General features: G+C 40.4%; 14 protein-coding genes and 2 pseudogenes. 4 read left to right on the top strand and 12 right to left on the bottom strand.

The window, feature by feature from the left end; all coding sequences use genetic code 11:
* Positions 1-82: 82 nt before the first annotated feature.
* The 6 genes from A3I3_RS0103105 to A3I3_RS0103080 all read right to left on the bottom strand — a co-directional run bounded on the left by A3I3_RS0103105 (position 83) and on the right by A3I3_RS0103080 (position 6,447).
* Entirely contained in the window at positions 83-2,290 is a 2,208-nt protein-coding gene (locus tag A3I3_RS0103105; protein WP_018371278.1) for a ComEC/Rec2 family competence protein, read from the bottom strand.
* The gene (locus tag A3I3_RS0103100; protein WP_018371277.1) at positions 2,274-2,957 is read right to left on the bottom strand and encodes a helix-hairpin-helix domain-containing protein; all 684 of its coding nucleotides are present in this window, start codon (positions 2,955-2,957) and stop codon (positions 2,274-2,276) included. The genes A3I3_RS0103105 and A3I3_RS0103100 overlap by 17 nt, the downstream gene beginning before the upstream one ends.
* 86 nt (positions 2,958-3,043) lie before the next feature.
* Positions 3,044-4,282 carry a sensor histidine kinase gene (locus A3I3_RS0103095; RefSeq protein ID WP_018371276.1) on the bottom strand — a complete coding sequence of 413 codons (1,239 nt, stop codon included), beginning with the start codon at positions 4,280-4,282 and terminating at the stop codon, positions 3,044-3,046.
* Positions 4,272-4,967, bottom strand: a complete 696-nt coding sequence (locus tag A3I3_RS0103090) for a response regulator transcription factor (RefSeq protein WP_018371275.1) — start codon at positions 4,965-4,967, stop codon at positions 4,272-4,274. Before A3I3_RS0103090 ends, A3I3_RS0103095 begins: the two co-directional genes overlap by 11 nt.
* A gap of 3 nt (positions 4,968-4,970) precedes the next feature.
* Positions 4,971-5,588, bottom strand: coding sequence for a GTP pyrophosphokinase (locus tag A3I3_RS0103085; RefSeq protein WP_018371274.1), 618 nt, complete (start codon positions 5,586-5,588; stop codon positions 4,971-4,973).
* A gap of 118 nt (positions 5,589-5,706) precedes the next feature.
* Positions 5,707-6,447, bottom strand: coding sequence for a lysophospholipid acyltransferase family protein (locus A3I3_RS0103080; RefSeq protein WP_018371273.1), 741 nt, complete (start codon positions 6,445-6,447; stop codon positions 5,707-5,709).
* A 113-nt stretch (positions 6,448-6,560) separates the two neighbouring features.
* On the opposite strand from A3I3_RS0103080, the gene A3I3_RS0103075 reads away from it, so the two are divergent.
* The 3 genes from A3I3_RS0103075 to A3I3_RS0103065 all read left to right on the top strand — a co-directional run bounded on the left by A3I3_RS0103075 (position 6,561) and on the right by A3I3_RS0103065 (position 10,039).
* Entirely contained in the window at positions 6,561-8,918 is a 2,358-nt protein-coding gene (locus A3I3_RS0103075; RefSeq protein ID WP_018371272.1) for a cation-translocating P-type ATPase, read from the top strand.
* Between the two features lie 112 nt (positions 8,919-9,030).
* Positions 9,031-9,777, top strand: a complete 747-nt coding sequence (locus A3I3_RS0103070) for a tRNA1(Val) (adenine(37)-N6)-methyltransferase (RefSeq protein WP_018371271.1) — start codon at positions 9,031-9,033, stop codon at positions 9,775-9,777.
* Positions 9,767-10,039 (top strand): GIY-YIG nuclease family protein, encoded by a 273-nt coding sequence (locus A3I3_RS0103065; RefSeq protein WP_018371270.1) that lies wholly within the window; start codon positions 9,767-9,769, stop codon positions 10,037-10,039. The genes A3I3_RS0103070 and A3I3_RS0103065 overlap by 11 nt, the downstream gene beginning before the upstream one ends.
* 153 nt (positions 10,040-10,192) lie before the next feature.
* On the opposite strand, the gene msrB is transcribed toward A3I3_RS0103065, so the two are convergent.
* Positions 10,193-11,125: a peptide-methionine (R)-S-oxide reductase MsrB gene (msrB, locus tag A3I3_RS0103060; protein ID WP_018371269.1), complete on the bottom strand. Its 933-nt coding sequence runs from the start codon at positions 11,123-11,125 to the stop codon at positions 10,193-10,195.
* A gap of 135 nt (positions 11,126-11,260) precedes the next feature.
* Between msrB and A3I3_RS0103055 the strand changes: the two genes are divergently transcribed.
* On the top strand, positions 11,261-12,151 hold the full coding sequence (locus A3I3_RS0103055; protein WP_018371268.1) for a DUF7916 family protein: 891 nt from the start codon (positions 11,261-11,263) through the stop codon (positions 12,149-12,151).
* 25 nt (positions 12,152-12,176) lie between these two features.
* Here the strand turns inward: A3I3_RS0103055 and A3I3_RS10105 are convergent.
* The 5 genes and pseudogenes from A3I3_RS10105 to A3I3_RS0103030 all read right to left on the bottom strand — a co-directional run.
* Positions 12,177-15,274, bottom strand: a pseudogene (locus tag A3I3_RS10105) (type I restriction endonuclease subunit R).
* Between the two features lie 15 nt (positions 15,275-15,289).
* Positions 15,290-15,766, bottom strand: a complete 477-nt coding sequence (locus tag A3I3_RS0103045) for a restriction endonuclease subunit S (protein WP_026129821.1) — start codon at positions 15,764-15,766, stop codon at positions 15,290-15,292.
* Between the two features lie 73 nt (positions 15,767-15,839).
* Positions 15,840-17,060, bottom strand: coding sequence for a restriction endonuclease subunit S (locus tag A3I3_RS0103040; RefSeq protein ID WP_018371266.1), 1,221 nt, complete (start codon positions 17,058-17,060; stop codon positions 15,840-15,842).
* A pseudogene (locus tag A3I3_RS10100) lies at positions 17,057-17,851 on the bottom strand (virulence RhuM family protein); the annotation flags it as partial. The gene A3I3_RS0103040 and the pseudogene A3I3_RS10100, both read right to left, overlap by 4 nt.
* Positions 17,852-17,919: 68 nt before the next feature.
* A partial coding sequence (locus tag A3I3_RS0103030; RefSeq protein ID WP_018371264.1) for a transposase occupies positions 17,920-18,088 on the bottom strand: 169 nt, incomplete at its 5' end.

Raw genomic sequence — 18,088 nt, 5'->3', positions numbered from 1 at the left:
CCTCTTTCTATTTCTTCCTATTGATTGTAACAAAAAAAGAGGCCAGACAAAAGTCTGAACTCTCATTTTTAGTAAAATATCGTTAGTTAACCGTTTCTAATTTCCAGTTAAATAATCCCCTAAGACGAATTGCACCGTTTTTACTTGTTTGATAAAAAGAAATTTCTTGCCTATTTGAATCTTCTCCTCGTTCATCAGAATATTTACTTTTATCAGAGGATATGAAAAACAACTTGGCTTGAAGCTGCTGAAGAAAAGACAAGGTTTTGTGATCGTCTAATTTAGCAGAGCTAAAAGTTGCAAGAACATCTGTTTTCAGTGTGGGATAATGGTACGAGATTGCCTGTAAATCTTCCTGCTCTAAACGACTGGCCAATAGAATATTTTTATGGAGCAAGTGGCCATAGAGATTTATCTGATCTTTTTCTGTAAAAAGTTCTAGTTGACTTCCCATGATCGAAAACTTTTCACCCTCCTGAGCAAAGTGAAGTTTAGCACCACTTTTTTGGATTTGAGACAGAAAATTTTCGTTATTCATACTAGCAATCGGTAGATAGATCTCTTTGACCGCAAAAGCTTTTAGCACACTTGTAAAATCTCCTATATAGTCAGGATCTGTATTTGTTAGTAACAGACTGTCAATCTGGCTGACCCCACGACTTTTGAGATAGGGAATTAGAGTTTTCTCAGCAGTTGCCTTTCTCACACGTTGCTTCCACTTCTCTTTTACTTCAAATTGCTTACTTCCTCCTGTATTCACCAAAATCGTTTTCCCTCGCCAATCACGCAGCAAGAGACTTTTCCCTGACCCCACATCTAACATCGTTACTTCATTATCAAGAGGATACTTAATCAGGACAAAAAGAGAAATTACAGCTACTATTAAAATGACACGTAAAGTCTTTTTCTGCCAAAAATCATAAACTAGAGCGAGTAGTATTAATAAAGCAAGTAATTGCCAGGGCTTTGGTTGCCCAAAAATAAGAGGTTTTGGTGCAATACTTCCAATCCAAGCAATTCCTCTTTCTAAAAGGAGGAAGAGAGAATTCAGCTGAGTAAAAGCAAAGAGTGGAGAGATTAGAAAAACCAAAGTCAATCCCGGTAGCATTATACTATCAAAAAGCAATGAAAAAAGAAAAGTCAAAATGACAGACCAAGGTTGAAATTCACTGAAATAAAAGAGCAAAATCGGCAAAACACCCAGTGAAAGAGTAGCTGACTCAAGTAAAATTTTTTTAACGGATGACTGATTTTCAAAATCTAACATAGCCAGCAGAAAAGCATAAGCACAAGACAGGACACCGCCCGTTGTCAAAAGAAAGTTGGGCATGAGGATAAATAGAAGCAGAATAGTCAATGGAAAATTATCCTTACCGCCTACCCCCATTTGCCCAAGCAGACGCTGAATGAGACTGCGAACAACAGAAACTGAAAAACCAGTCAAAGCTGCGTAAATAAAGGAAAAAGGGAAAAGCAGATGTTTAACCGTTTCATTTTTCAAGCCTAGCCGCAACAAAATCCTGCGAAATGTATCAAGAAAAAATCCCACCTGCATACCTGAAAGTGCAAAGAGATGAATAATACCCAGACTCGAATAAAGATCATTCATCTCTTCAAAATCAGTATCAAGCGAGCCAAAGAGAAGACCCGTCATATAGTTATTCATCGGTGTCGGAAATTTTTCTTTGCTCCAAACTAAGGCACGTCGCCGCAAACTAGATAGCAACTCAAACGGCTGAAAGGTCTGAACAGATTGGCTGGTCTGAATCCGCTCAATAGTGACTATCTGATCAATTCCTTGTGTTTTTAGGTAGGCTGCATAATCAAAACCAGAAAAATTCCGACGGCCAGCTGGTTTCTCTAAACTAGCTTCTATTCTCAAATCTGTCACTTCGGTCAGATTTTTAAAGAACTTCTGCTCTTCTTCCGATGGCAATTTATAAAAGACTTGATACAAGCGACCTTGTGACTTTCCTCTAAAAGATAGGGAATCCCCATTTATCTTAATTGTATCCGGCAATAGACGAATTTGACTAATCCGGTTGGGTGCTAACTTTTCTCTTTGCTGCTCAAGTATTGATTGACCTGAGAAAAATAAAGAAAATGCTAATAGAACCAAAAAAGTCTGTTTCACCTGTTCCTTAGAATATCTTAGCAAAAGCTGGACCAGCAAAATTAAAAGCAATAGCCCTGCCAACAAGCTCTGACTTCTAATAGTAAAAAAGAGAACGACTAGTAATAGAGCAAGATAGGAAGATGGCAAGAGAAGCTTATTAATCCACTGTGACATAGGTCTTTAGTTTTTCAAGTGTCTTTGCACCAATTCCGCTGACATTTTTGAGGTCATCAACAGAAGAAAATTTCCCATTTGCTTCGCGATAATCAATAATATCCTGGGCTCGTTTTGCTCCAATCCCTGATACAGACTGTAAATCAGTCAAACTAGCGGTATTGAGATTGACAAGGTTTGATTTCCCACTTCCAGTGCTACTTTGTTTTCCTGCTTCTGTTTTTGTTTCCTGAGTAGTAACATTAGGCGCTTCTTCACCTTCGTGTGCAACATAGATAACCGCTTCATCTGCTACTTTTTGTGCTAGATTGATAGATTTCCCATCTGCATTTTCTGCCAAACCACCAGCTTTTTGAATAGCATCTCTCACACGACTACCTGATGCCAACTCATAGACACCCGGTGTCTTCACAGCTCCCTTGACATCAACTGTGAGAGGTTCTGATTTACTATCTGATTCTTCTATGATGGTTCTTGCCTTTTCAGATTGTTTTTCCTCTTTTGAGACCAGTTCAACTTGCGGTTCCAACTTAGAATTTTCTAGGCTATCTTTTTCCTGATTTGATTGTCCTTTGAGTAAGAAAAATCCTCCAAGCAAGGCTCCAACTAGAATGAGACCGCAGGCTAGCTTGTATTCTTTCAGTTTTTCTAATATTTCTTCAAACATAAAAATTCCTCCTTGCTTACTTATTCGCAAAGAAAAATAAAAAAGCTGGAAAAATCCAGCTTTAACAAGAAACTTATATATAATATTTATAGTAAAACAGTGAAAGTAATCATGCCCTTTTTGTAGGCGACTGAAATTTTTCCTTTAAACAGGCGTACCAGACTTTCAGCCATTGATAGGCCGATGCCGTAGCCTGCTTGTTTTTGATTGTTGTGCGATTCTTCCTCGCGGTAAAAACGGTCGAAGAAACGGCTGTAATCTACATCTTTTCCTGCTGCATAGGTATTGGACACCGTCAAACGCGCTTGCTTGCGCCGCCGTCGCTTGGTGACAGTCACCATGACTTGCCCACCTTCGTCGCAATACTTGCAGGCGTTGTCAATCAAGATGCTGACTAGCTCATAGAGCTCATTTTCAGAAGCTCGGACATAAAGACCTTCTTGGATGTTGACCTGATAGTCCTTACCGGCTTTTTCAGTCACCGATTTGAAATCGTTAGCGACTTTTTGAACCAAGGCAGAAAAGTCAACATCAGTCAAAGCGATGTTGGGCTGCTCTTCCAGCCGCGCTTGGCTAACCAAGTGGTTAATCAAGTCGCTCAAACGCTTGACCTGCTCCTTGGTACTCTCGGTCCATTCGTTTTCCCCCGTCATCATCTCCTGCAACTCGGTATTAGCAGAAATAATGGCAAGAGGGGTCTTGAGCTCGTGCCCTGCATTGGTGATAAAGCGCTTCTGCTTCTCATAATTATTGACATAGGGGCGAATAGCATAGCTGGAAATAATAGAAACCACGATAACAAAGAAAATCAGGCTGTAAATAGACATCTGAATAGACAGTGTGAAAAAATCATCGCGTTCTTCAGCATAATTAGTCGAATCCAAAATCACCACCAGATAATTTTGAGAATTGCTCATTTTGGTGACTTGATAAGAGTAAAATTGACTGCCGATATTAAAAGTGCCAGCCCTCCTTGAGTAAGAAAAAACGCGTTTGGCATATTTTTCTGCGGCGCTCTGAGACAGGTTGGAAATGTGGTTGAGCTTGAGGGACTGAATGGCGCCCTTTTTATTTAAAATAGCGCTAAAATAGCGGTATTGGTTAATGGTGTCAATGGAAATGCGGTCATTGCCCAAGACTTCTGCTGTTTCTTTGACGCTGGGAAAATCCCCATTATTGTCGGACAAGATATTGAGCACCGCCCTGATTTCGCCGTCTGTCTGAAAAAAACGAGCGGAGTTGAGCACACCAATAATCGAAATTAAGACGCAGACAATGGCAGCCGAAGCAATCAGAATAAAACGAACTCTTAATTTATGTAGCATGGCCGTCTACCTGCCTTTGAACTAATTGAAAACTGCCGTTTTCCTCGCCCAAAATCTCCACATCGGCGCAAATGGCTTTTAATTTTTGCCGCAAGTAGGAAATATAAATCCAGACAAAGCCCTCGTCAATTTCTTGGTCTGTCTCGCCCGACCAGACATGCCTGAAAAGCTCCTGCGTGGACAATTCTTTACCATTATTAAGCATTAAAAATTCCATCATTTTGGATTCCTTGCCCGCCAGGCGAATGGAGTTAGAGCTAGCCAGCTCGTGCTCACCGACATTGAGGCTGGTCTGCCCGACCTGTAAGAGATTGGGCGTGAAAGTTTCTACACGCCGCGACATCGAACGCAGGCGCGCCAGAAGTTCCTTGAGCGAGAAAGGCTTGGTCAAATAATCGTCCGCTCCCGCATCCAACCCTGTCACGCGGTCATCAATTTCTGACATGGCCGTCAGCATGATGATATGGGTCTTGTTGCCCGACTGACGGATTTCTTTCAAGGCTTCAATCCCTGTCTTCACAGGCATCATAATATCCAAAATCATGACATCGTAAGCCGCCTGCTTGGAATGCTCCACAGCCGCTTGCCCGTCATAAACCGCGTCAACCTCGTAGCCTTCGTGCTGCATGGCAGCGGTCAAGACGCGAGATAATTGCTCCTCGTCTTCTTCTAATAGTATTTTCATTGTTTACTCACTTTCTCGAATCAAATTACGAATGGTCTGCATGGTCACATCGCAAGAAGCCAATTCATCAGCGCAGCGCTTTAATTCTCGCACAATCCGCTTGCTATCCTTGATTTCATGCTTGTATTTCATCTGGTGTTCCAAGCTAGCCCAAGAATCCATGGCAATCGTCCGCAGCTGGATTTCGACGAAATAATGCCCCGGTTGATTGCCCAGACAATCCTCATAAGGCGTCTCCACCTCAACAATCAAATGATAGGAGCGGTAGCCATTGGGCTTGGCCGTTTGGATATAGTCTTTTTCCGCCACAATGCGGCAACCCTCCAAGTCGCGGATGACCTCAATCGTCTGGTAAATATCGTCAATGAAACCGCAGACAATCCGAATGCCGATAGCGTCGCGGATTTTTTTGAGAGCGGACTCAGGCGTCTCGTCCAAATTCTTGCGTTGGCACTTTTCCAGCATACTATCGGCCGCCTTGACCCGCGCAATAAAATGCTCAAAGAGCTTATGCCCCGTTTCTTCTTTCTGAGCTTGATTGGCGGCTTTTATCCGCTGGCTGATGTCCTCCAAAATCAGCGGTAAATACTCCGCATAAGGACCATAGATTTTGTCTTTCATACTTCATTCCTTCTCATCATTTTCCCTATTATATCATTTTTAACTTAAAGCTTTTAAAACTTCGCAATATTTTTTGCAATTGACGAACTAAAAAAGAGCTAGTAAAATAGCTCCTCTACTATTTTCTATGTTCATCCGGATCCCAAACAAAGCTAGCGCAGTAGCTAAAAATCAGGGTACAGATAAGAACGACTGCGACCGGAATGAGTGACAGATAACCTAAAAGGCTGAGCAAGATATTTGGTCTTTTATTGGTATGAACCAAGCTTGCCTCAGCATCTAAACGGTCAAACTCTGTTTGGATACGATGTGCAACTTCAGCAATCCCTTCATCGTTCATCCGCTTAATGTCAGATACATCAATCGGATTCCCAAAATTCATATCAATCCGTTCACGTTTTAGTAAACCCTTGAGCGTCATTGGTCCAAGATAAACTGCCGGCATGATTCGTACCTTAGCCATCTTGGCAATGACAGCTACGCCCCCTTTAACATCGCTAGAATGACGGCTACCACTTGGAAACATGACCAAAGAACGATTACTAGATTTTAATTGTTTGACTGGATAACGTATAGTGTCTGCTCCGGGATTTTCACGATCGATTGGAAAAGCACCACACATACGAATCCACCAACCAAAAATACGATTATTAAAAAGCTCCTTTTTCGCCATAAAGATAAACTGTTTAGGACGTGTCGCATAAGCCATATAAACTGGATCCCACCAGGTGCGGTGTGGTGCAACTAAAATATAGTTCTCCTCTGGATCAAGAATCTTTTCTGTATGGTGATAATGGGCATTACCATTTAGAGCCCAAAGCACTGCCGTTACCAAACCACGTAAATAAGTGTAAAACATGATTTCTCCTCTTTTTTGACTTCATCAAGTTATTTATTTATTATAACCCAACAAACCGTCCTTTTTCAAGGAAGAGGTTAGTATTTTCTGAGAAAATATGTTAGGATAGACTTATGAATACAAATAAGTCTTACAAGGGCTTGACGGCTAGTCAGGTCAAAGAACGAATTGCACAAGGACAAGTGAATAATTTTAAAACCAATGCGAGTACCAGCACTTGGGATATCATTAAACGGAATGTCTTTACCCTATTTAACTTTCTAAACTTTGTCATTGCCGTTGCTCTGGCTTTAGTACAGGCATGGACCAATATGGTCTTTTTTGCGGTCATCAGTTTTAATGCGCTGACAGGAATCATCACGGAACTTCGTGCCAAGCATATGGTTGACAAACTTAATCTCATCGCTAAGGAAAAAGTGGCAGTTTTGCGTGACGGCTCCTTCCAGCAACTTGATCCTGAAGCCTTGGTTTTAGGTGACATCATTCAACTTTCAGCAGGCGACCAGATTCCTTCTGATGCCCGTGTTCTTGAAGGTGTGGCTGAAGCTAATGAAGCTATGTTGACTGGCGAAAGCGACCTAGTACTGAAAGAAGCTGAAAGCGAGCTAATGTCTGGCGCTTTTCTAGCTAGCGGAAAAGTCCTTGCTGAAGTTACACACGTGGGTGCTGATAACTATGCCACTAAACTAATGCAGGAAGCCAAAACAGTTAAGCCAATCCAATCTCAAATTCTAAAATCGCTAGATAGAATTGCTGGTTTTACTGGGAAAATTATTATCCCCTTTGGAATTGCTTTGTTTTGTGAAGCTTTATTTATCAAAATGCTTCCTGTCAAGGATTCTGTTATCAATTCTTCAACAGCACTTTTGGGCATGCTTCCTAAAGGAATTGCACTTTTAACCATCACCTCTCTCTTAACTGCCGTCATCAAACTCGGCATGCGCAAGGTCTTGGTACAGGAAATGTATTCAGTTGAGACTCTTGCTCGAGTAGACACTCTATGCTTGGATAAAACAGGTACTATCACTGAAGGCAAGATGAAAGTTGATGGACTTTTTTCACTCAACACTACTTTTACCAATGAACAATTAGCTCAAATCCTTGCAGCCTATAGCCAGTATAGTGATGATAAAAACCCTACAGCTCAGGCTATCCGCCACAAATATGACCGAGTTGAGCACAATTACACTGCCGGTGTTGTCATGCCTTTTTCAAGTGACCGTAAATGGGGAGCCATGGAGCTTTCTGGACTAGGAACAGTTTATTTGGGCGCAACAGATTTCTTACTTGCAAAAACGCCAGAGGTCGTTTTTGAAGCGCAAGAGCGTGGTTCTCGTGTACTAGCCCTTGCTCTTAGTCAGACCGAGCTTGACCATAAACATCCTAAACTTCCAACAGACTTAGTAGCTCTTGCCATCCTTGAAATCACTGATCCTATCCGTGATGGTGCATCTGAAACCTTGGAGTACTTGCGTTCGCAAGGTATTAACTTAAAAATCATTTCTGGGGACAATCCTGTGACCGTCTCAAATGTTGCAGCTAAAGCAGGTTTTGCTGACTATCAAAACTATGTAGATTGTTCCAATCTAACAGATGAAAAGCTTGTTGAGATAACCGAAAAAACAGCTATTTTTGGTCGAGTTTCTCCACATCAAAAGAAACTATTGATCCAGACCCTAAAAGCAGCCGGGCATACCACAGCCATGACCGGTGATGGAGTCAATGATATCCTTGCACTGCGTGAGGCGGATTGCTCTATTGTCATGGCAGAAGGTGATCCTGCCACACGGCAAATTGCCAACATCGTCTTACTGAATTCTGACTTTAATGACGTTCCTGAAATCCTCTTTGAAGGACGGCGCGTTGTCAATAACATTGCGCGGATTGCTCCGATCTTTTTGATTAAGACGATTTACTCATTTATTCTGACGATTATTTGTATCGCTAGCGTCCTACTTTTCAAGGCGGATTGGCTCTTGATTTTTCCATTTATCCCTATTCAAATTACACTTATTGACCAATTTGTCGAAGGCTTCCCACCATTTATTTTGACCTTCGAGCGTAATATCAATCCAGTGGAGCCACGCTTCCTCAAGAAATCCTTTATTCGAGCGTTCCCAAGCGCACTCATGATTATAGCAAGTGTTCTTATCGTACGAATCTGGGGTGGGATTCACGGTTGGTCAGCAAGCGACATTTCTACTCTAAGCTACTATTTGCTGGGGTCTATTAGTTTTCTGTCTGTCATCAGGGCTTGTCTGCCACTCAACCTTTGGCGAATTTTTCTTATCATTTGGTCAGTAGGTGGTTTCTTTGCTTCAGCTCTCGTATTACAAAAATTGATTGAAATTTCCACGCTCAATGCTACGACTCTCCCGCTCTATCTGGGACTGATGGTTATTTTCACTATTCTCTTCATCTGGTCCAGCATTTGGATTTATAAAAGACAAGCAGAAGAAAAATTAGTATAGATAAGAAGGTCACCCTTGTGGTGATCTTTTCATTTGATATCCTATCATAATTTTTTCTGGTTCTTCTCTCAAATCATTAGGCGCAAGAAGGCTTTCGTGCTATAATAGAGGCATGACACATCCACTATTAAAAGACGGTGAACGTCTCGATCAACTCTTTTCGACCGATGTCCAAATTATCCAAAACCGTGAGGTTTTCAGCTATTCTGTTGATAGCGTCTTGCTCTCACGCTTTCCAAAACTTCCGAGTAAAGGTCTCATTATTGACCTTTGTGCTGGAAATGGGGCTGTAGGGCTGTTTGCTAGCACGCGCACAGGTGCAAAAATTCTCGCTGTTGAGATTCAAGAACGTTTGGCTGACATGGCCTCACGTTCGGTTCAGATAAACAAGCTCGGTCACCAAGTCCATGTCCTTCACGATGATCTCAAACGCTTGCCTCAACTCATCCACGGTAGTAAGGTAGATCTTATTCTCTGCAATCCGCCCTATTTTAAAAATAGCAAAACTTCTAATAAAAACAAGAGTGAGTATTACCTTTTGGCGCGGCATGAAATTACAACCAATCTCGAAGAAATCTTTCGTGTCTCCCAGCAAGTTCTTAAATCTAACGGTCGTATCGCCATGGTGCACAGACCTGATCGTTTTTTAGATATTATTGACACCATGGAAGCCTTTAAAATCGCTCCTAAGCGAATCCAATTTGTTTACCCCAAAATAGGCAAAGATGCTAATATGCTCCTAATTGAAGGAATTAAAGACGGTTCTAGAGACGGTTTAAAAATTCTACCGCCACTCTTTATCCACAAGGAAGATGGTTCTTACACTCCAGAGATTCATGAGATATACTATGGAAACTAAATATTATATGTACGTCCTCAAATGTGCCGATGAAAGTCTCTATACTGGCTATACAACCGATTTGGAACGGCGAATTGCTACTCATAACAGGGGCAAGGGAGCAAAGTACACCCGTGCTCGCCTCCCTGTTACTCTTTATTATTATGAAGAATTTCCTGATAAATCCAGCGCCATGAGCGCGGAAGCTCTATTTAAAAAGAAAAATCGTCAGGCTAAATTGGAATATATCAAAAAAAGAAACACCTCCGCTGGATCTAGTTGACTAGAAAAGGAGGTGTTTTAATTATTTCAAGATAGATATAAAAGTTGATTTTTCATCCGGTAAGATGAATTTCCCATTTTAACAGCCTATAGTTATCAGAATTCCTTTAACAAAAATTGCAGGTTATCCTTTCTGAAATAATTTTTTGATGATTTAGACCAGCTCTAATAAATTGCCATAGCCGCGCTCTACCATTTTGTCTTTAGGGATAAATTCCAGTGCCGCAGAATTGATACAGTAGCGCAAACCACCACTTTCTTTCGGACCATCCTCAAAAACGTGTCCTAGATGGGCATCTCCTACACGACTCCGCACTTCAATCCTACGCATACCATGACTGTTATCTTGACGATATTGGAGGACATCTTTGGCAATGGGACGGCTGAAACTCGGCCAGCCACAACCCGACTCAAACTTATCGTCTGCCACAAAAAGGGGCTCACCAGTAGTTATGTCTACATAGATCCCAGACTCAAATTGAGCATGATAGGCATTGCTAAAAGGGGCTTCTGTAGCATTTTTCTGAGTCACTTGATAACTCTCCTTGCTCAAGCTCACTTGCAATTCTTCATCGCTCGGCTTTGTAAAATCCGCTGGGTCAATTAAAGGCTGATCAGCATCCGAAACATTGATATGACAGTAACCATTAGGATTTTTCTTGAGATAATCTTGATGATAATCTTCTGCTAGAACATAGTGGCGCAGAGGCTCCACTTCAACCGCTAGAGTTTGCCCAAAATGCTGACTCTGCTCTGCCATGACCTGCTCAATGATCGGCAAATCCACCTCATTTGTGTAGTAAATCCCTGTCCGATACTGCCGTCCACGATCATTGCCTTGCCGATTGACTGACAAGGGATCAATCACTCTAAAATAATAAAGCAATATCGAACGCAGACTGATTTTTTCCGCATCATAAAGGACTCGAATCGTCTCTGCATGGTCTGTTTCCTTGATGAGTTGATAATTAGTCGTCTCTACCTTGCCATTAGCATAACCAACACTGGTCTCAAGGACTCCATCAATCCGTGAAAAATATTCTTCTAGACCCCAAAAACAACCACCTGCTAAATATATTTCTGCCATTTTCCTATCCTCTCTTTCTTCTTTCTATTTTCTCATATTTTTTCCAAAAAATCCTACTAATATGATTGGAAAATTCTTAAAAATAATATGAATATGTTACAATATAAGAAAACGTTTACCAACGAAAGGATTTTTATGAAACGCATTATTTCTTGCTACCCTAGTGATTTTGAGCAGTTTACAAAAGACGAGTTTAAACAGGCTATTGAAGCCAGTGAAGGGCGAACCATCGTCGCAGAAACTGTCGTGACTGCTGCACCGCTTCTTGAAGGGGTCACCAATGCCGAGGTCATGGCAGCTTTTGGAGCAGATCTTATCATTCTAAACGAATTTGATGTCTTTACCAAGGAGATCCATTCTTTCACTGCTGAAAATCCCATTGCTGAGCTCAAATGCTTGACTGGGCGTCCCATCGGAATCAACCTCGAACCTGTTGACCAGACGGGAAAACTCTTAGAAGAGCAAATCTCACTGCCCGCTGGGCGTTGCCTGAACCCAGAGAGTTTGATACGCGCTCGCAAGCTCGGCGTTGACTTTATCCTCCTGACTGGAAATCCTGCTACCGGTGTCACCGTTCAGTCTATTCTTGAAGCCATTCCACTTGCAAAAGAGTACTTTGGTGGCTTAATTTTCGCAGGGAAAATGCACGGCGCTGGCGTCAAGGAAGATTTGCTACAAATCAAGACTCTGACTGATTATATTAAACAAGGCGCAGATGGTGTTCTGATTCCTGCACCTGGAACAGTTCCTGGAGTCACAGAAGAACTCGCCCACCAAGCCATACAAGCTATTCATCAACTAGGAGGCTTGACTCTCGCTAGTATTGGCACTAGTCAAGAAAGCGCAGACGAAGACACCATTCGTAGTATCGCCCTTTCCAACAAGCGTGCAGGTTTTGACCTCCATCATATCGGAGACGGCGGTTACGGACGTATGCCTATCCCAGAAAACATCACTGCCCTCAGCATTGCTGTCAAGGGCAAACGCCACACCTATTTCAAAATGGCACAATCAGTTAGAAGATAAAGGTAGGTCGCATCGACCTACCTTATTATAATTCTCCACCGACACCCTTGAATTTCTCAACTAGCTCGCTAATTTTTTTGAACACTGTTTCTTTCTTGGTATGATAAGCGGGGTTTAAAGGGCTCATTTTAGGTAGAGTTTCATTTAAGGCATTCCCATTGTCACTTGCATATTCTCTTTTCAGAGAAGTCGCTATATAGCGCTTTGCGCTTTCCTCATTCAAATTTTCTTCTTGAATAAGATCAACTACTGCTTTTTTCTGCTTCTTTTGAGCAAAAATAAAGAATTTTTCAATAATATCTGTTCGATCAACAATCTCATCAAGATTGGTATGATGGATAAAATCAATAATAAGGGGTTCCTTAGCACGGTTGCCGATACTTGCACGAATTGTTCGAGTGATTTCTTCAATCAAAGCATCTTTATCAGACACTTTTTTACTTGTCTCAAAAATCAACCCGAGGATATACTCTAAATTGATTTCTTGAGATTTCAATAACTCAACTTCAAAAGTAACTGCGTTCCAATCAATCTCTGATTTTTCGTCTTCTTTGTTTTGCTTTTCTCTAATAGCCCACTCGCGAATATCATTGTAAACAGAGCGATAGTCCTGAATTTCTCTAGCTGTTGGAATCGTGAGTTTAGATAATTCCTCAAGGGTCTCATCATCTACATAGTAACGTTCTTTGAACTCTGCTATTTCAACCTCATCATCAAAATCAACCGTCTGTAATGCCTGCAATCTCATAAAATCATCATAATTTTGTAGAATATTATCTAATTTCAAAAATTCCCCAAACAAGCGAACAAAATCTCTCTTTTCGCTTTCTTTAATAATTTTGTCCGGTTCTGGATATTTTTCTTGCAATTCTTGAACAACTGCTAAATACCCTTTTCTTTCCTCACCAGCGTCTAGATAACCCTCCATATAGTCACTATACTGACGCTCCAATAAAATTTCAGCCGTCTCCGACTTACCAAACAGTTTAATCGCATCCGTTGTAGCTTGCTCTAAATCACGAAAAGTAACGATATTGCCAAAAGATTTAGTTGCATCATAAATACGATTTGTTCGCGAAAAGGCTTGTATCAGACCATGATAACGCAAATTCTTGTCAACAAACAAGGTATTTAAAGTAGGAGCATCAAATCCTGTCAAAAACATTCCAACTACAATGAGTAAATCGACCTGTCTATCCTTAACTCTCTTTGCCAAGTCGCGATAATAGTTTTGAAACTCTTTCCCGTTTATGGAAAAATTTGTACCGAACATATCATTATAGTCAGCAATGCACTGGCTCAAAAATTCCTTGCTGCTTAAATCTTTCATATTGGTTGGCGAAAAATCTTCATCTGAAATCTCACCCAGAGCTGCTTGTTCTTCATTAGCAGCGAATGAAAAAATAGTTGCTATTTTTAAGGGTTTATTGCGATTTGATTGTTGTTCTCGTAATTCTGTATAATAGGCTTTTGCTGCATCAACACTCGACACAGCAAACATGGCATTAAAACCCTTTCCAGTATTTTTTCTATGTGTCTTTGTATCAAAAACGTTTAAAATATAGCGAGCAATCTCCGAAATCCGGGCAGGGCTGAGAAAGGCTTCTTTGTTTTCCGCAGCCGACAACTTATCAAGATCCTGCTCTTTTTCAAAACTTGCGAATTGAGGGCGCACATCATTATAGTCGACCATGAATTTCAAAACTTTTTGGTCCCGAATAGCATCGGTTAAGACATAAGCATGCAGCTCTTCTCCAAACACTGAGGCTGTCGTCTCTGAACCAATAGCATTCTTCTCCTTTATTGGTGTTCCTGTAAAACCGAATTGACAGTATTTTTTAAATCTTTTACGGAGATTTTTCTGAGCTTCTCCAAACTGAGACCTATGACACTCATCAAAGATAAATACAACCTGCTTTTGGTAAACTTCATGCTCTTTCACCTTACTCATAAAATGATTGAGCTTCTGAATGGTTGTTACAATAATTTTATGATCATTTTTTTCAATGTTTCGTATCAAGCCGGCGGTACTGTTGGAGCCGTTAACTGATTCAGGTGAAAAACGCTGATATTCTTTCATCGTTTGATAGTCCAAATCTTTCCTATCAACGACAAAAAAACCTTATCTACCTCGTCCATTTCGGTGGCTAGGCGGGCAGCTTTAAAGCTGGTCAAAGTCTTGCCTGAACCTGTTGTATGCCAGATATAACCACTCGTATCACGACCACTCTTGAGTTTAGTATTAATAGAACTTTTTATTTTCCAAATAATCCGCTCTGTCGCAGCAATTTGATAAGGGCGCATAATCAAGAGAGTATCGCTCGTATCAAAGACTGAGTAGTTAATTAAAACATTCAGTAAAGTCTTTTTATCCAGAAATGTTCTAGTAAAATCTTTCAAATCCTTAATGGGGTCGTTGTTTTTTAAAGACCAGTTCATGGTGAAATCAAAGGAATTTTTATCACGTTTGGTAGTATTGGCAAAATAGCGACTATCCGTGCCATTAGAAATAATAAAGATTTGCAAATACTTATATAAAGATGAAGCCTCGTTAAAACTCTCCTTACTATAGCGATGAACCTGATTAAAAGCCTCGCGAATAGAACGACCACGTTTTTTCAACTCTATTTGAACCAGAGGCAAACCATTCACTAAAATCGTCACATCGTAGCGGTTGGGGCTGCTCCCGACCTGACTTAACTGATTGATAACCTGCACTTTATTGCGGGCAATATTCTTTTTATCAAGTAGGTAGATATTTTGGATATGACCATCATCAAAAATAAAGTCATAGACATGGTCATCATGCAGTTTACGCGTACGCTCAATTATATTTTCACTAGGTTTATTCAGATATTCATCTAATAACCTTAACCATTCTGCATCTGTAAATGTCACACGGTTTAAGCCTTGGATCTGCTCACGTAAATTCGCTAGTAAAGCATCGTGAGTCCTTAGATAATTCAAATATTCGTAGCCTTGAGCCTCTAAATCTGCAATCAACTCTTTTTCTAACTCTGCCTCTGTCTGATAACTCCCAGCTTGCTCCGCCTTAGTATAATTCTCTAAAACAATAAAATGATTTGATTCAATAATTGGAACAGTTTCCTTTACTTCTGACATAATTACTCCTTGTTTTTATGATTTAAATTTTAAAAGCTGATCGCGAAAATACTCATACTGTTTCTGACGGAGAGCAATTTCCTTTGGTAACCCTTGTGATAAGTCTGATGTAAGCGTATCGAATTTGTCTAAGACAGAGACTATGTGGAGCTGCTCCTCAAGAGATGGGAGATAAAATTCTATATTCTCCAAATAGTTTTTTGAAAGACGAGGAATGCTGGCCTTTCTAACTTTTGATTTGATAATGTACTGTTTACTAAGTAATACATAATATAGAAATTTATCTACTAATTCTACTCCTGTATCCATTGTATAAACATCGTCCGCAGCCCAAAACTCTGTGCCAATAAATGCCACCTCACCTGCTGCACCTGCACAAATAACGATGGACTGGTTTGCACGTCTGTTGAACTCAGTATAAAATCCTAACGGAGTTAAGCTATTTTGGTAAACAGGATAAGATCCGCCTTCAGATAATTGATTTTTCACCACTCGTTTCCCACGAGATAATTCTGAAATAGCTCCAAGTTTTACCTTTATCGGTCCAAAGACATACCATAAGAGCCTAATTAGGTCTTGTCTGTACTGTACTGTCAGTGTACACGCCTTCGGCTGTGTATGTCAAGAGCTGATCGCGAAAATATTCGTATTGTTTTTGACGCAGCTCAATCTCCTTGGGCAGTCCGATATTCAAATCATTACAAACCGTGTCAAAGTTATCCAGAACATGCACAATTTTTTCTTGGATGGAGAGAGGGGGGATTGGGACTAAAATTTTCGCTAAATTCTTAGGATAAAGCTCAATGACTTTAGTACCTACAACTTGTTTTTCTTTTTGCTTTTGAAAAGAAGATGAACTCATAAAATAGCTTAAATAGCGAGAGTTTTGCTGTGTTCGCAAAACACAAGAGTGCCCCCCAAAACATACCTCCTGTTCACCTTCCCATACAAGAGTTTTGCCCACATCAGTTATATTTTCACTAGTTGTTGCAACAATAATATCACCCAAAATTGCTTTTTTTAATTTTTTTGCAGTATATTCATTAACAAAAGATTTAGTGCTACTCGTAGTCATTCCATAATATGTATAAATTTGACCGTAATGAATACAAGGAATTCCTTCCTCTACAAAATCTTTTTTCTGAAGTCCATTGCCTCGAATAATCTCACAAACCTCCCCCAAGCTCTTCCACTCAACTTTATAAGAATCTTCCTCAAAGTTCAGCAGATAATCTCTGAAATAAGAATATTGCTTTTGGCGTAAGGTCAATTCTGAGGTCAATTCTGAGGTCAATTCTGAGGTCAATTCTGTAACATAATCGGTGAATTTGTCAAGTGTTTGCACGATTTTTTCTTGGATTTTTTTATCAGGAATTGGGATTTCTATCTTTAAAATTTTATCCTGTTTTAAAGCAGGAATTCCTGAACCATGTTGAGATTCCATTAGGTATCCCTGGTTCATTTTTAAAAAATGGTATAAATATCTATTTAATACAATATCACTATTTGGAACAACAAAATAGCAGTGAGCATTTGCCCAGAATTTTGTTTCAACAAAATTTACAAATCCAGCCGAAGCTCCGCCTTGACTTATAATTATTGTATTTTCTTTCACATTATATTCGTTAGTTCGTCCAGAATATGTTTTTCCTCCATTGTAGGCAGGGTATAGACCGTCTTCTATTAACAAAGTTTTATTTAACTGTTTTCCTTTCTTTATCTCACACACCTCCCCCAGTTCTTTCCACTCAACTGGGGCATTCTGGATTTCTTCTAATAGGTTCATTCTTCTCCTCCTTTCTTTGCAAAATCTTCTAGTTGCTTGATTTCAGTTAGATAGTCTTTTTCGACTTGACTGAGCGTTTTGCTTTGATAGCGCTTATATTCTGCTTCTACCTTTTCAGACATTTGCTTTTGTGAAATACTGCCATTTCCAGGGAGCAAATCCTCACCTGTCGCTAAGAGAATCCGATCCACATGCTCCACCCAGTCAGCCATGGTCATGATTTGCTTCCGCTCAGCCTGTCTTTCTGCAAAGTCCAAATACCCTGACACCAGCTGATTAAGGCTGCGGAGCTCTTTTTCTGATAAATAGTTTTTAGCGACTTTAGCTTCTCTTAGAGTGGGTAGTTCTCCCTTAAAGGTCGTGAGTCCTAGAAATTCCTTATCACTATCTATACGACCATAGACCAACTCACTCGCTGTTTGATGATGAATAGCATAGTGCATTTTGTTTTGCACCGTTGCAAAGAAGTGCTTGGCTTCTAGCGATTGACTATCATAATCACTTGAAGTCGCAAACAAGTCTAACACTTGGCGATAAAATACTTTCTCACTCGAGCGAATATCTCGAATCCGTTCCAGTAATTCTTTAAAATAAGAGCCTCCACCAAGATTTTTCAAGCGCTCATCATCCATGGCAAAACCTTTAATGAGGTAGTCTTTCAAGACCGTTGAAGCATAGTGCCGAAACTGTACACCGCGAGAAGAACGAACTCGATAGCCCACCGCTAAAATCATATCAAGATTGTAGTATGCTACTTGCCGCCCAACCTCTCTAGTTCCCTCTTTTTGAAGAGCCTGGGACAAAATAATTCTCAGCCACAAAAAAAGCTAGAGCTTCCCAATTGCGGAACTCTAGCTTTTTAATTTTGAGTCGTTCTCTTATTGTATTTTAGGAGGTTATTGGCCATAAGTACCAATCCCATGTCAATTCTCACTTGACGCTTCCCTCTCAGATTACATCTCTTGTAACCCAAACAAGCCTTTATCTGCCCAAAGACAGGTTCCACATCAATCTTGCGTTGAGCGAAA

This window comes from Streptococcus massiliensis DSM 18628 (genome assembly GCF_000380065.1).
Lineage (GTDB): Bacteria > Bacillota > Bacilli > Lactobacillales > Streptococcaceae > Streptococcus > Streptococcus massiliensis.
Note: the sequence above shows the minus strand (reverse complement) of the source record. Positions and strands in the feature narration are given on the sequence as shown.

Coding starts and splice junctions, on each gene's coding strand:
- A3I3_RS0103105 (WP_018371278.1), bottom strand. CDS start 2,290: ATGTCACAGTGGATTAATAAGCTTCTCTTGCCATCTTCCTATCTTGCT.
- A3I3_RS0103100 (WP_018371277.1), bottom strand. CDS start 2,957: ATGTTTGAAGAAATATTAGAAAAACTGAAAGAATACAAGCTAGCCTGC.
- A3I3_RS0103095 (WP_018371276.1), bottom strand. CDS start 4,282: ATGCTACATAAATTAAGAGTTCGTTTTATTCTGATTGCTTCGGCTGCC.
- A3I3_RS0103090 (WP_018371275.1), bottom strand. CDS start 4,967: ATGAAAATACTATTAGAAGAAGACGAGGAGCAATTATCTCGCGTCTTG.
- A3I3_RS0103085 (WP_018371274.1), bottom strand. CDS start 5,588: ATGAAAGACAAAATCTATGGTCCTTATGCGGAGTATTTACCGCTGATT.
- A3I3_RS0103080 (WP_018371273.1), bottom strand. CDS start 6,447: ATGTTTTACACTTATTTACGTGGTTTGGTAACGGCAGTGCTTTGGGCT.
- A3I3_RS0103075 (WP_018371272.1), top strand. CDS start 6,561: ATGAATACAAATAAGTCTTACAAGGGCTTGACGGCTAGTCAGGTCAAA.
- A3I3_RS0103070 (WP_018371271.1), top strand. CDS start 9,031: ATGACACATCCACTATTAAAAGACGGTGAACGTCTCGATCAACTCTTT.
- A3I3_RS0103065 (WP_018371270.1), top strand. CDS start 9,767: ATGGAAACTAAATATTATATGTACGTCCTCAAATGTGCCGATGAAAGT.
- msrB (WP_018371269.1), bottom strand. CDS start 11,125: ATGGCAGAAATATATTTAGCAGGTGGTTGTTTTTGGGGTCTAGAAGAA.
- A3I3_RS0103055 (WP_018371268.1), top strand. CDS start 11,261: ATGAAACGCATTATTTCTTGCTACCCTAGTGATTTTGAGCAGTTTACA.
- A3I3_RS0103040 (WP_018371266.1), bottom strand. CDS start 17,060: ATGAACCTATTAGAAGAAATCCAGAATGCCCCAGTTGAGTGGAAAGAA.